Raw genomic sequence first — 13,259 nt, forward strand, 5'->3', positions numbered from 1 at the left:
TTATTTTATGAATAATATTTTCAACTAAACTATATTTTATGAAAAACAGTAAAATTTTAATTGGATTATGTTCTGGACTTATTCTTTTTAGTTGCCAGAATTTAGATGAGACCAATGATCTGGGACAGCAAAAATTGGCAGATGAAATTATTTACAGCGATTTAAAAGTACCAACAATTAAGGTAAACCTTAAGTCAGAAAATGCCAGAATTGCTGGGGAGGAGCGGGAAGTAAAATTGATGAAGGCGGAATTCATTACCGCACCTGGAAGTGAACAAATGGGAAGAACTGTCATTTTTGACAATAAAGGAAGTAAACAGTTGGACTTTCATTTTAATCCGGATCGAAAAATTTTCGGTACTTCTGATATGTCTTATTATATCGATGAGGTCAGACCTTCCTCTACCATTAGTACAAGTGATGCCACTGGTGCTTTAGAAAATGCAGCCCAGACTTGGGAAGAAGTTTCTTGCTCTGAAATGGGGTTGTACCGTACGCCTACAGAGGCTGACCCCTACGGTATTGTTGCAAATATATTTGGATACCCAAGTATTCCGGATGTAGTAGCCGATGTTTCTAACTTAGGATTTATGCCTGCTGAATTTTTTGACTTCTTGGCTCCAGGAGGCTCTAATTTCATTTTGGCAGTAACCTTCACCTTTTCTTATGGCGGTGAACCAGATTTGAATGGTGACGGTAAAATTGATTCAGCTTTAAAGGAGATCTATTACAATGACAATTTCCCTTGGGCAGCGAATGGCGGACAGATTGATTTAGAAACTGTAGCACTTCATGAAATGGGCCATGGATTTGACCAAGCACATTTCGGAACAGGATTTATCAAGAAAAATGGTGAATTCCAATTTTCTCCAAGAGCAGTTATGAATGCTTCTTATTCAGGTATACAGCAAGATATTTACAGAACTGATAATGCTGGACACTGTGGAATTTGGGCAACATGGCCGAGTAATTAAGGAAGTACAAATTCATTGAAGCCTCTGATTTTTCAGGGGCTTTTTTATGCCAATTCCTCTATCCTACCTTGGTAGTCAAACTGCAAATCTTCATGTAAACCTGAAAGGATTTTTTCAGCTTTAGAAAGTTGAGACCGGTACAAATTCTCGATGACAGTATTGGAATGTCTTAAGAAGCCATATTCCTTCATTCGTTCGCAGAAAAATAAAAGCACCTCTAACTGATCCGCTTTGTCTTTGCTAAGCTTTAAAAGCTTATTCATTTTTCTTCGAATCTTCTGAGCTGATTTCTTTGCATAATAAGAGTGTTCTCCCCGGGCATTTTGAAATTCCAACTCTAAATCTTCTTGAACCATTTGCACATAAAGTCCCGGTTGGTCCCTTCCATATAGTTTGAAGAATAGGTAGGCCTTGTTATCTCTACTGAACTTGCTTAATTCAATGATAAATTCTCTAAGCTCTTTTTCATCCAAATAGCTTAACTCTCTCTTTATTTCTGCCAGACTTGGTATTTGCATTGAAAATTTAATTTAAAAGCTCAAATAGGTATATCGTCAACATCCCCCATCCAGTTCCAGTGACCATACTTAGGATCGCAAGCAAAATTGCATGTGGCATCAAATCCTTTCGATATGCTGCAGTGACTGCTGGAGCGGTGGAAATTCCTCCTAGGTTTGCCATGGAGGCTATGGGAACCCAAACCAAATTTAACTTCAGGATTTTAGCACAAACCAACATACCTACAAAGTGGAGGATTAACCAAATCACCACCACTAGAATAAATACTAAGGGTAAGCTTAAATTGCTGAAGTCTAGTCTTAAGCCCAAGATAGCCATCACTAGGACAATACAGATTCCTCCTAATTGAAGAGAAAACCGGGTGTTCCAAATTTTGATTAGGTTTCCTAAAGCCAATCCGATTATCGATAAAATAATGACCATTCCCAAGAAGGAAATGTTTAGGAAAAAAATGATAGAGGAAACCCCAAAGAAGATTAGAACCGTAGAAAATGGAAATATTTTCCTGCCACTGTTTTTCAGATTAAGCTCAGACTGATCGGGAATTGGGTCATTGATACCAAATAAGATATTGAATACCTCTCCTTTTTTGATGAATTGAAACATCAGAATGGTCCAGATATTGACCAAAATATTATCGAGAACCAACACAGAAAGAAATAGGGATTCAGGGGTTTGTGCTAGTTCTTTTAAAATCAATTGGCTGGTACTTCCCCCAATCCATCCCCCGACAATAGGAACCAGACCTTTCCAAAAGCCCTGTCCTATAAACAGCTCTGAGGAATTTGGATCAACCCCCGAAAAAAGTAAAACGAGGATAATGGGGAGTGTCGCAATAAATAATGAACCCATAAAAAATAGAACCAGTGGACGTATCCCCACGATTGCCAATTGGCGAAAAGGGAGCGCACTCATTACGGCTAATAATGTGATGGGAATTATCCAGTTGCGACTTAAACTATGTAAGTAAACCTCAGAGAGATCCCAACCGAAAAGATGGGTAAAGCCTGCTGGAATCACATAAGCGAAAAGAATTGCCGGGAACCAGTCAAGAATTTTTTCGATGATCCGATTGTGTACCTTACTAATTCTAAGAACAAATACTACGGTGAGTAGAACAATACCAAATGCGATTAGATCTAGATTACCCATTTATTGAAATGGTTGGGTAAGGATACCTAGACACGTTTGAATGCCTTCCAAGTAATTTCCAATTCTGATATTCTCATTGGGAGCATGAATGCTATTGTCTGGGTTTGGAATCCGAACAGATACAGCTGGCACGCCTAAAATATTTATAAAGGGAGCCATGGGCTGAGAACCTCCGGTAGTTCTGGTATTGATGTACTGGTCACCAAATACGTAATTCATACCTGACTTCAGCCAATTGGCAAAAGGGGAATCCATTTCCGCTCTGAATGGATCAGAACCTAATCTATACTCAAAGGAAGCTAGTTTAGGATAGCTGTTTCTTTCCTCAATAGTAGGTTCATCTTCTACTAAATGAAACCCCTGATCGATCACAAATTGCTTTAGTAAATCAATTTGCCGTTGTCCAGGAGTTTCCTTGACTAATCGCATATCAATTTCTGCTACTGCTTCTGATGGGATCAAGGTTCTTACCTCATTCCCTACCCATCCTGCTCGTAGTCCCCTCACATTCAAGGAAGGGAATTGTAGTGCTTCCTGAAGGGAATTCCCTACTTTTTCTGCTTCTGCAAATCCTAGTTCACTTTCAATTTCTTCCAGGTCCTCAGGAACCTTATTCATGCTATTGATCTCTTCTTCAGAAAACTGAATTCCTGCATAAAAGTCAGGGATCAACACTCTTCCTTCTTCATCCTTCATGGCTGCCAATAACTTACTTAAAGAGAACACAGGGTTAGGAGCAAAATTTCCATATTGTCCTGAATGAAGGTCTTTAGAAGCCCCAAAGACACGAATTGTAGCAGTGGCGATTCCCCTGGCTCCAAAAGTCAAATTCGGTAAGTTGGAAATATGTCGAGTGCCATCCATGATTAATATTCCATCTGCCTCAAAGAGTTCTTTGTTTTGGGCAACTACATCAGCTAATTCCGGAGAACTCATTTCTTCTTGAAAATCTAGAATAAATTTTAGGTTGACTGAGGGTTGGTTTCCGGTTTTTTTAAGAATATCCAAAGCCGTAAAAAATGCCATAGAAGGGCCCTTTGAGTCGGATGCAGATCGCGCAAAGATTTTCCATTCTGGGTCAATAGGACCCTCAAGAAAGTTCCAGTTGATCTCTTCCCACTCCTCTCCTTCTTTCATTTTAAGAGCAGGTATATATGGACTCTCCTGATTCCAAGAAGATGAATCCACAGGTTGTCCGTCTATTTGCATATAGACCAAAATAGTTTTCTTCTTTGGGTCAATTGTGCCTTTCGCAAACAGGTGTGGAACGAATCCTGACATTAGCTCCTTGGTTTTGAACCCTCTGCTTTCCAACGCATCCTTACACCATTCTAGGTTTGCTTGAATGTCTTCATCCACTTTTCCATTATTGGGAATGGAAAGGTATTCTCGAAAAGTCTTTAAGGAAGTTCTTAACTCTTTCAATGATTCCTCTTTGATTTCATTGCTGGTCAACTGAGCAAAGACATTTTGAAACGTGAGAAGAATTAGGAATAACGGGAGAATGAATTGCTTTAATTTCATAGCCTTAGGTAAGAAAAAGAAAGATAGCATTTTTAGAAAAATGGCTGTACTAAAAGCATCTGTTTGACCCATACTTTTTAAGGTTTATTCAGTATGAAACCTTAAAAATGAATTCTAAGAGAAGGCAATTCTCCATTCAAGACTAATAGGACGCTACTTGAAGGGCCATATTTCAAATAAAATCTTACTGTTTTCAAATCTTTTTATCCAATCCTCAGTTAAATTTTGAAATAGAGGTCCAGGTAAGTTATCTTGAAACAATTACCCTATGATTAGCTAATTTATTTATGAAAGAACTTCAGGCCATAATTCAGGCGTATGACCATTACCAGACATTGGATAAGAAGATCGCTTTGGCTACGGTAGTCCATGTGGATGGATCTGCCTACCGTAGACCTGGAGCAAGAATGTTGGTTTCTGAAGATGGTGAATTAACTGGAGCGATCAGTGGTGGATGTTTAGAAGGTGATGCACTCAGAAAAGCACAATCCGTAATCTTCCAACAAAAATCCATGTTGGTCACCTATGATACCACAGATGAGGATGATCAAAAATTTGGAGTAGGCCTAGGTTGTAATGGTATTATTCATGTGTTGATCGAACCGATTGATTATCAGGATGCTTCCAACTCTGTCAACTTGTTGAAAACGGCACTTTCAGATAGGAATGTGGGTACTTTAATTACCTTATTCTCCATTAAAAATTCCAGGTCTGAACAGGTTGGGACAATCCTTCTTTTTAAAAATGGGCAGCAAATAGGAAAGCTAGACCAATTAGAACCCAATTTATTATATCAGATTAGTAGCCAAGCAAATGATAAAGCGCAGTTAAGTAGCTTGATAAAAAGTTATCCTGAACATGATTCAATTCAGGTCTTTTTTGAAAAAATTAAACCGGCCACACGTTTATTGCTTTTTGGTGCTGGGAATGATACCATTCCATTGGTACAGTTAGCAGATATTTTAGGGTTTGAAGTGATTTTGATTGATGGAAGAGCCAATCAAGCTACTCAAGGCCGGTTTCCAAAAGCCAAAGAAATTGTGGTGGCCCCTGCTAATGAAGCAGTTGAGAAATTAAGTATAGACTCCCAAACTGTTGCCTTGTTAATGACGCATAATTTTGAATATGAATGCGTAGTATTGCAACAGTTAGTGGATTTCGACATTCCTTATATCGGTATTTTAGGGCCGAAGAAAAAATCCGAGAAAATGATCCATAGGTTAGAAATCAATGGAGTTTCGGTAAGGAAAGATCATCTTTATTCTCCCATGGGATTGGACATAGGAGCGGAAGGATCAGAAGAAATTGCCTTAGCTGTATTGGCTGAAATCAAAGCGGTTTTGGCAGGAAAAACAGGGTCTTTTCTAAAAGAAAAAGAAGGACCTATTCATCAGGAACTTTTATAAAAAATGAAAACAGGGATTATCATATTGGCAGCAGGAGAATCTTCACGATTAGGTTATCCCAAACAAATAGCCCGGTACAAGGATAAAACCCTTCTTCAATATGCAATAGATGCCGCGAATGGATCAAAGGCTGATAAAAAGGTTTTGGTGCTTGGAGCTTTTAAGGATGAAATTAAAAAGACTTTTCCTGGAGCCAGTATTCCTAATATTCCAAATCCAAATTGGAAAGAGGGAATGTCCAGCACACTGATTAAAGGGTTGGAATATCTTCAAAAGATCAATCCCGTGGATCAAGTAATTATTATGCTTTGCGATCAACCCTTTGTGGATGCGAAGCTTATTAATAAACTGATCGCCACGCAAGCAAAAACAGGGAAAGGAATTATTGCCAGTGGCTATTCCAAAACCTTTGGTGTTCCAATTCTTTTTGGTAAAGCATATTTTGAAGAATTGATGTCTTTAACGGGTGATGAAGGAGCCAAAAAAATAGCAGCAGCGCATGAGGATGATGTAGAAATTGTGCCCTTTCCAAAAGGAAAGACAGATGTTGACACGGAAGCGGATTTAAGGGATTTGAATTTGTAGGGCTGTATTGATTTAATCTCTAGTAGGTTTGTACCTAGTTCGTAAATGGTATAAATCTATTGCCCTCTTAAGTCCTTGATTGATTTCCTAACCCAGGCTATTGAATCCAAAATATCTTGTTCGGTGGTTTGTCTACCCAAACTAAATCGTAAAGAAGCCCTACCCAGATAGTCATCTAAGCCCATTGCTTTCAACACATGTGAAGGTTTTGGTGAAATACTGGTACAAGCCGAGCCAGAACTGACAGCTACTTTCATGCACACCTTCCGAAGTAAATCCTCCCCCTCTACTCCTTCAAAAGAAATGTTCGTCACATGGGGCAATCTATGTTCTTGACTTCCGTTCAAATGAGTTTTGGGGATTTGTAATAATCCTTCTTCCAATTGGTTACGAAGGAGTGAAAGTCTGGAAAATTCAGATTCCAACATTCCTTGCTTTACTTCTGCTGCTTTACCCATCCCTACAATACCAGGAACATTCAATGTTCCACTTCTAAATCCTTTTTCATGCCCCCCGCCAGAAATCTGGCCTATTGGTTTAGGAAGATTGTGATTATGCCTTATAAATAATGCTCCTACTCCCTTGGGTCCTTCAAATTTATGAGCAGAGATGGCCATTAAGTGAATGCCTTTTACAGAAACTTGAATTTTCCCTGCAGCTTGGACTGCATCGGTAAAAAAGATGATGCCTTTTTCCTCTGCGATTTGAGCGATCTCTGAAATAGGATGAATGAACCCAGTTTCATTATTAGCCCACATGAGGGCAATCATTTTAGTTTCTGGTCGAATGGATGATTGTAGTGTATCCAAATCAATGCTTCCATCTCTTTGAACAGGTAGATAAGTAATACTTGCTCCTTTGCCCTCCAGTTCCTCAAAACAGTCCAATATGGCTTTATGCTCCGTCTGGCAAGTGATATAATGTTGTTTTTCGCCCGCATATACCTCAAAAATCCCTTTGATAGCCAAGTTGATTGCCTCGGTAGCTCCAGAAGTAAATATGATTTCTTTGGACCTTGCTCCTATCAAATTAGCTATTTGTTCTCTGGCTTTTTCCACAGCTTCTTCTGCCACCCATCCATAAGGATGGTATTTGCTGGCGGCATTTCCAAAGTGCTGAGAAAACCAGGGCAACATCTCTTCTAAAACCTCCGGAGCACAAGGTGTAGTGGCATTGTAATCCAAATAGATTGGGTAATTCATAGATTCAAAATAGAAGTTTCGACTGAGCTTTAAAAGGTTTAATTGATGAGGAACTAAATTCGTTAACTATTCGCTTTATTGCTTATAGTTTTCAAATAATTTTGAAATGCAAGAAACATGGAGTTTGCAGCTTAAAGAGAAAGATGGAGAAGCTCTATCTTCTTCTATCCCCTCTGCATTGGTGGAAAATCAAAAGGAGCTAGGAATTTTTCTTTCCTATTACTTCAAACGTGAAGGAGCTGTGGTTGAGCAGGTTCTTTTGAAAGAGGAGCCAGAATTTTTCACCGAAAATTCAGGACAATTGATTCTGGAATTTGATTTGGTGCATTTTAATGACTGTTTGGCCATACATGAACAAAAGAGGGAAGAATTGAAAGTGGATTTTTTAATAGATCCATTAACCATGAAATTAATACTCAAAGGACCCTATTGGCCCGAAAGGGGAATGGATGATATTTAAGCTCATAAAGAATCATACAAAAAAAGGTGTCAAGTAATTTTGACACCTTTTTTGTTAATAAACCAATATTCAATTGAAGCACGTTAGGCACGTTTGATTTCCAGATTAAGATCAGAGAATTCCTCTTGCTCTATAAATGGTTGCCTTCTTAATCTTCTTTTTGTCGCTTTGTAAATGGCATTGGCAACCGCTCCTCCCGTAGGTGGTAATGCAGGTTCCCCTAAACCAGTCGGATCATATCCACTGTCCACGTAATGCACATCTATTTGTGGAACTTCTTTCATTCTGATCAATCGATACTTATCAAAGTTCTTTTGAGTAGGAAGACCGTTTTCAAAGGTCAAATTACCATACATTGCATGTCCCATTCCGTCCACAATTCCACCTCTTACTTGATGGTTGGCTCCGGTAGGGTTAATTACCATCCCACAATCCGTTGCTGCGGTGATTTTCTTGAGCACCGGAGATCCATTTTCCATTTCAATATCCGCTACCTGCGCAACATAGGTTCTATGGGAGAAGTAAACTGAAAAACCTTGACTGACATTTGGGTTTTTCCCCCAATTTGATTTCTCAGCGGCAGTTTTAATCACTCCTATCATTCGATCCGCATCGTACCCCAATTCTCCTCCAACCGGATTTGCTTTGGCCTTTTCTAAAAGAGAAAGCCTGAATTCCACAGGATCCCTGTTGGCTTCTAAAGCCACCTCATCAAGAAAAGATTGTTCCGCATAAGCCAAGAAGTTGGTAATTGGAGCTCTCCAAGGATTGGTAGTAATTGGCGAATTATGATCAATACTTTCAATCAACACATTGTCTACTGCCCCTGAAGGAAAATTATTCTGACGTGTGCTGTTCCCAGCATTGATTCCTGCTCCTTTTAATTTATAACCAATCATATTTCCATCGGCATCCAAGGCAGCCTCAAATCGATACCTTACGGCAGGCCTATAAGCTCCACCTGTAATATCATCTTCTCTGCTCCAAGTCACTTTAACCGGGGCATTGATGGCTTTAGAAACTTTGACTGCTTCTTCTACATAGTCTGCTCGTAGTCTTCTACCAAATCCCCCTCCCAAACGTGTGATTTCCACAGAAATATTCTCTTTAGGGATGCCAAGTATTTCTGCAGCAGCAGAAGCAGCTCTATCTGGTGTTTGCGTAGGTCCGATTAGTTCCGCAGAATTCTCCTTCACATGCGCAAAGAAGTTCATGGGTTCCATTGGAGAATGTGATAGGAATGGACATTGGTATTCAGCTGTAACCACCTTTGCGGCATTTTTAAAGGCCATTGCTACGTTACCATCCCTCCTTCTTTCTTCCGCTTTGTTAGAATCAAGCATCTCACGGAAAAGACGATCGTGATCACTGGAACTTTCTACAAGCCCATCTGCCTCATAATCTATTTTCAAAAGCTTTTTAGCTTTCATCAATGGCCAGGTAGAATCCCCAATTAGGACTACATTATTTTCCATGACCATGACATCAGAAATGCCTTTAACGTTTTTGGCTGCAGCATCTTCTACTGATTTGATTTTCATTCCAAAAGGAGGTCTTTGAATCATCGCATGCTTCATTCCTTCCCTGTAGAAATCTAATCCATATAATGGTTTTCCAGTAAAAATGGCTTGATTGTCTACATTTTTAACCGGTGTACCAATGATTTTGAAGTCTTTTGGATCTTTTAGGGTTACCTCTTCTGGTGCTTCTAAAACAGAGGCAGCAATAGCCATATCTCCATAGCTAGCTTCTTTGCCACTTCCTTTATGGTAGATCTTGCTAGCCTCAGTTGTTATTTCAGAAGCCGGAACGCCCCATTCTTTAGCTGCAGCAGCTACTAGTAAATATCTTGCAGTAGCACCTGCTTTTCTCAATCTTTCCCAGGAATGTGGCATCGCACCAGATCCACCAGTTAACTGCCGATCATACTTTTCCTGATCCAGATTTGCTTGCATGACCCGAACATTTTTCCAGTCTGCATCCAGTTCTTCAGCCACTACCATGGGAAAAGATGTTTTGATATTTTGTCCTAACTCTGGGTTAGGTGAGTAAATCACGATATCTCCACTTGGTGCAATTGATAGGTAGGCATTAAAGCCTTTGGCTTGAGAAAGAACCTGTTCATCGGTTAGGACTTCCATTTTTGGTGAATCGCAACCTAGCCAGTTAAAGCCTATAAATAAGCCACCAGCTGTCGTACCTGCTATCTTTAGAAAATCCCGTCTAGTTGTTTTTGTTAGTGTAGCCATGATTTTTAGATTTTAGCAGCTTTTGCAACAGCTTCTCTGATTTTATGATAGGTTCCGCATCTACAAATATTTCTATTCATTGCATTTTCTATCTCCTCCATACTTGGAGCAGGATTTTTATCTAAAAATGCCGCTGCGTTCATGATTTGCCCTGCTTGGCAATACCCACATTGGGCCACATCAATTTCATCCCATGCTTTTTGGACTGGATGATCTCCATCTTTGGATAGGCCTTCAATGGTGGTTATTTCATCTGAACCTACACTTGATACAGGCATGCTACATGAAAATATAGCCTCTCCGTTTAAATGAACAGTACAGGCCCCGCATTGGGCAATTCCACAAGAATATTTGGTACCCACTAAGCCAAGATGATCCCGAAGAACCCACAATAAAGGGGTGTCCTCTTCGACATCAACGGTATGGGTACTACCGTTAATTTTAAGATTTAATGTTGCCATGGATTTATGTCTTTTGAACCTTAAGTTAATGAAATTCAATTCGTAAATAAAGCCGTCTATGGAAATGTATGGACGACAATAATCTGTATAGTCAGTATGAGTTCATACTAGGTTGAAGATTTTTAAAGTATTTTTCAGGAATTGGAGATCTTTTTATAAGGATTTGAGTTTATCCTTGTGCGATATTTTTGAAAATACCCTAAAAATTACATGCTTAAATCTTCCATAAAGGCAATTCAAAGATTACTGATTGTGATTATCTCAATTTGCCTTCTACTCCTAATCATAGGATTCCTTTTCGTAAGTCTAAGTCCCCAGTTTGGAGGCAATCCCAGTTCTGAGCAGAAAGCTGAATTTGAAAAATTGGGGCATTATTCCAATGGAGAGTTTCAAAACTTGATCGAAACCAACATGGATATGGATTTTGGAGAAGCAATAAAAATGCTTCCGGAATTCTTTAAAAATGATCCATCCAGAGTTCCTGATTTTGATATTCCCATAGTGAAAATTGATTCCGTAGACCTCACTTTGCCAAACCAAACTACGAGGTTGATTTGGTTTGGACATTCCGCATTTCTCTTACAAATAGATGGTAAAAATATCCTGTTAGATCCCATGCTTGGGGAAGTACCTGCTCCCCACCCTCTGTTGGGAAAGAAACGATTCAGCAAAGAGCTTCCTATAGAAATTGAACAATTACCATCCATTGATATGATTTTGTTCTCACATGATCATTACGATCATCTGGATTATGGTTCTGTTCAAAAACTGATGGGTAAGACTCACGCATATTATGTCCCTTTGGGACTGGGATCCCACCTAAAAGCATGGGGGATTCATCCTGAGAAAATTCATGAGATGGACTGGTGGGATGAATTGGAGGTAGATGGTTTGAAGTTGGCATTTACTCCTTCCAGACATTTTTCGGGAAGAGGACTAACTAATCGATTTTCTACGTTATGGGGGTCTTGGGTGATCCATGGAGAGTCCGACCGAATCTATTTTAGTGGAGACGGTGGATATGGCCCTCATTTCAAAGATATCGGAGACCGCTTTGGTCCTTTTGATTTTGCCATGATGGAATGTGGTCAATACAATGAGCGATGGAAGGAGATTCATATGATACCAGAAGAAACCGCACAAGCAGGTTTGGATATTCAAGCCAAAGTTATCATGCCCATCCATTGGGGGGCTTTTTCTCTTGCCATGCATTCTTGGACTGATCCGGTACTAAAGGCAGCAGAGGAGCTTAAATTACCTGTATATGTTCCAAAAATCGGGTCATATATTAATATGGATCAAAATCTTGAAACAAGAGAAGAATGGTGGATTAAACCTTAAAAAAGGATAGATAGTGCTGATTTTCAGAGAATAGAGCGGAGTTTTTGAAAATTAACTTGTGAAATGGGCTAAATCGACATGCTTTTTTAAGAAAATGACATTTTATAAATGGCTAGTTTTTGAAGCATTTTTCCTAATTTGACATTTTAAATATCTATTTAATTCAACCTAAAAAAACCTATGTCCCAGACGATCAATGCTGCTATTGTAGGAACCGGCTTTATCGGTCCCGCACATTTAGAGGCACTTAGAAGAATTCCTAATATCCATGTTTCAGGCCTCGTTGAAGTAAACCAAGAGGTAGCTGAAGCCAAAGCCAAGGAGCTTGGTATTCCAAATGCATATACTTTTGAAAATATGTTGAAGGATGACAGCATTCAAGTGGTACATGTTTGTACCCCTAACTTCCTGCATTTCCCACAAACCAAAGCTTGTTTATTGGCAGGTAAACATGTGGTTTGTGAAAAACCTTTAGCGAATACCATCGCTGAAGCAGAAGAATTGGTTGCCATTGCAGAAGAGAAAGGATTGGTCAATGCAGTACATTTCAATCTTCGCTATTACCCTATGGTAAGACAAATGAAAGTGATGCGTGAAAGTGGAGAATTGGGAGAAGTGAATTCTGTGATGGGTTCATACTTGCAAGATTGGTTATTCCATCGCACAGACTATAACTGGAGATTGGAGCCTGAACAATCCGGCGGATCAAGAGCTGTTGCTGATATTGGATCCCATTTATTGGATATGACAGAATACGTTACCGGTTTGAGAATTACGGCGGTGATGGCTGATTTTTCTACCGTTTATAAAACCAGATTGAAACCTTTGAAAGCGATTGAGACTTTCTCTGGCAAAGCTTTGGACCCTTCTGATTATAAAGAGTATCCAGTAAATTCGGAAGATTATGCAACCGTATTATTACGTTTTGATAATGGAAGAACAGGATCTATAACTGTAAGTCAAATCAATGCGGGCCGTAAAAACAGATTGAATATTGAGATCTCCGGTTCTAAGGCAAACTTTGAATTTAATGCAGAAAAACCAAATGAACTTTGGATAGGTAAGCGCGATGAACCAAATTCTGTGATGATGAAAGACCCGGCTTTGGTAAGTGCAGGAGCACGTTCTTTGGTAAGTTTCCCAGGTGGACACCAAGAAGGCTTCCCAGACACCTCAAAACAACTATTTAAAGAGGTTTATGCTGCTGTTCGTGAGGGTAAAATGCCTGAATCTCCTACCTTCCCAACTTTTGCAGATGGTTTGAGAGAATTGATTATAGGTGAAGCAATTGTAGAAAGTAATGCCAAGGAAGCTTGGGTTAAGATTCCTTCATAATTCCTGCTTTCATAAACGGGGCAATAGAATACTAAATCTATATGCTCCAAC

Annotated in this window: 12 protein-coding genes; 6 read left to right on the forward strand and 6 right to left on the reverse strand. The window is 39.4% G+C overall.

The annotated features are described in order from the left end of the window. Positions 1 to 38 precede the first annotated feature (38 nt). Entirely contained in the window at positions 39 to 974 is a 936-nt protein-coding gene (locus tag BUR11_RS07155) for a zinc metalloprotease (protein WP_074224110.1), read from the forward strand. A 44-nt stretch (positions 975 to 1,018) separates the two neighbouring features. On the opposite strand, the gene BUR11_RS07160 is transcribed toward BUR11_RS07155, so the two are convergent. The 3 genes from BUR11_RS07160 to BUR11_RS07170 are packed head-to-tail and all read right to left on the reverse strand — an operon-like array spanning position 1,019 to position 4,169. Beyond that, positions 1,019 to 1,492: a hypothetical protein gene (locus BUR11_RS07160; RefSeq protein WP_074224111.1), complete on the reverse strand. Its 474-nt coding sequence runs from the start codon at positions 1,490 to 1,492 to the stop codon at positions 1,019 to 1,021. A 7-nt stretch (positions 1,493 to 1,499) separates the two neighbouring features. After that, the gene (locus BUR11_RS07165) at positions 1,500 to 2,645 is read right to left on the reverse strand and encodes a DUF819 family protein (RefSeq protein ID WP_074224113.1); all 1,146 of its coding nucleotides are present in this window, start codon (positions 2,643 to 2,645) and stop codon (positions 1,500 to 1,502) included. Then, positions 2,646 to 4,169 carry a M20/M25/M40 family metallo-hydrolase gene (locus tag BUR11_RS07170; protein ID WP_074225161.1) on the reverse strand — a complete coding sequence of 508 codons (1,524 nt, stop codon included), beginning with the start codon at positions 4,167 to 4,169 and terminating at the stop codon, positions 2,646 to 2,648. 287 nt (positions 4,170 to 4,456) lie between these two features. Between BUR11_RS07170 and BUR11_RS07175 the strand changes: the two genes are divergently transcribed. After that, a complete protein-coding gene (locus tag BUR11_RS07175; RefSeq protein WP_074224114.1) occupies positions 4,457 to 5,575 on the forward strand; it encodes an XdhC family protein in 1,119 nt (372 codons plus the stop codon). A gap of 3 nt (positions 5,576 to 5,578) precedes the next feature. After that, a complete protein-coding gene (locus tag BUR11_RS07180; protein ID WP_074224116.1) occupies positions 5,579 to 6,160 on the forward strand; it encodes a nucleotidyltransferase family protein in 582 nt (193 codons plus the stop codon). 56 nt (positions 6,161 to 6,216) lie between these two features. On the opposite strand, the gene BUR11_RS07185 is transcribed toward BUR11_RS07180, so the two are convergent. Continuing rightward, positions 6,217 to 7,362: a cysteine desulfurase family protein gene (locus BUR11_RS07185; RefSeq protein ID WP_074224117.1), complete on the reverse strand. Its 1,146-nt coding sequence runs from the start codon at positions 7,360 to 7,362 to the stop codon at positions 6,217 to 6,219. A gap of 106 nt (positions 7,363 to 7,468) precedes the next feature. On the opposite strand from BUR11_RS07185, the gene BUR11_RS07190 reads away from it, so the two are divergent. Next, entirely contained in the window at positions 7,469 to 7,822 is a 354-nt protein-coding gene (locus tag BUR11_RS07190) for a hypothetical protein (protein WP_074224119.1), read from the forward strand. A gap of 83 nt (positions 7,823 to 7,905) precedes the next feature. Here the strand turns inward: BUR11_RS07190 and BUR11_RS07195 are convergent, their stop codons facing one another. Together BUR11_RS07195 and BUR11_RS07200 are read right to left on the reverse strand one after the other, a co-directional pair. Further along, positions 7,906 to 10,071 carry a xanthine dehydrogenase family protein molybdopterin-binding subunit gene (locus tag BUR11_RS07195; RefSeq protein ID WP_074224120.1) on the reverse strand — a complete coding sequence of 722 codons (2,166 nt, stop codon included), beginning with the start codon at positions 10,069 to 10,071 and terminating at the stop codon, positions 7,906 to 7,908. Between the two features lie 5 nt (positions 10,072 to 10,076). Continuing rightward, positions 10,077 to 10,532, reverse strand: coding sequence for a (2Fe-2S)-binding protein (locus tag BUR11_RS07200; protein WP_074224122.1), 456 nt, complete (start codon positions 10,530 to 10,532; stop codon positions 10,077 to 10,079). Between the two features lie 210 nt (positions 10,533 to 10,742). Here BUR11_RS07200 and BUR11_RS07205 point away from each other — a divergent pair, with 210 nt between their 5' ends. Together BUR11_RS07205 and BUR11_RS07210 are read left to right on the forward strand one after the other, a co-directional pair. Beyond that, entirely contained in the window at positions 10,743 to 11,873 is a 1,131-nt protein-coding gene (locus BUR11_RS07205) for an MBL fold metallo-hydrolase (RefSeq protein WP_074224123.1), read from the forward strand. Positions 11,874 to 12,053: 180 nt separating this feature from the next. Further along, positions 12,054 to 13,208: a Gfo/Idh/MocA family protein gene (locus BUR11_RS07210; RefSeq protein WP_074224125.1), complete on the forward strand. Its 1,155-nt coding sequence runs from the start codon at positions 12,054 to 12,056 to the stop codon at positions 13,206 to 13,208. Positions 13,209 to 13,259 lie beyond the last annotated feature (51 nt).

It is taken from the genome of Algoriphagus halophilus (assembly GCF_900129785.1).
GTDB lineage: Bacteria > Bacteroidota > Bacteroidia > Cytophagales > Cyclobacteriaceae > Algoriphagus > Algoriphagus halophilus.

What these genes read in the sequence shown, in the direction of transcription:
- BUR11_RS07165 (WP_074224113.1), bottom strand. Translation starts at nt 2,645, where the DNA reads ATGGGTAATCTAGATCTAATCGCATTTGGTATTGTTCTACTCACCGTA.
- BUR11_RS07155 (WP_074224110.1), top strand. Translation starts at nt 39, where the DNA reads ATGAAAAACAGTAAAATTTTAATTGGATTATGTTCTGGACTTATTCTT.
- BUR11_RS07170 (WP_074225161.1), bottom strand. Translation starts at nt 4,169, where the DNA reads ATGAAATTAAAGCAATTCATTCTCCCGTTATTCCTAATTCTTCTCACG.
- BUR11_RS07210 (WP_074224125.1), top strand. Translation starts at nt 12,054, where the DNA reads ATGTCCCAGACGATCAATGCTGCTATTGTAGGAACCGGCTTTATCGGT.
- BUR11_RS07205 (WP_074224123.1), top strand. Translation starts at nt 10,743, where the DNA reads ATGCTTAAATCTTCCATAAAGGCAATTCAAAGATTACTGATTGTGATT.
- BUR11_RS07175 (WP_074224114.1), top strand. Translation starts at nt 4,457, where the DNA reads ATGAAAGAACTTCAGGCCATAATTCAGGCGTATGACCATTACCAGACA.
- BUR11_RS07195 (WP_074224120.1), bottom strand. Translation starts at nt 10,071, where the DNA reads ATGGCTACACTAACAAAAACAACTAGACGGGATTTTCTAAAGATAGCA.
- BUR11_RS07160 (WP_074224111.1), bottom strand. Translation starts at nt 1,492, where the DNA reads ATGCAAATACCAAGTCTGGCAGAAATAAAGAGAGAGTTAAGCTATTTG.
- BUR11_RS07190 (WP_074224119.1), top strand. Translation starts at nt 7,469, where the DNA reads ATGCAAGAAACATGGAGTTTGCAGCTTAAAGAGAAAGATGGAGAAGCT.
- BUR11_RS07185 (WP_074224117.1), bottom strand. Translation starts at nt 7,362, where the DNA reads ATGAATTACCCAATCTATTTGGATTACAATGCCACTACACCTTGTGCT.
- BUR11_RS07200 (WP_074224122.1), bottom strand. Translation starts at nt 10,532, where the DNA reads ATGGCAACATTAAATCTTAAAATTAACGGTAGTACCCATACCGTTGAT.
- BUR11_RS07180 (WP_074224116.1), top strand. Translation starts at nt 5,579, where the DNA reads ATGAAAACAGGGATTATCATATTGGCAGCAGGAGAATCTTCACGATTA.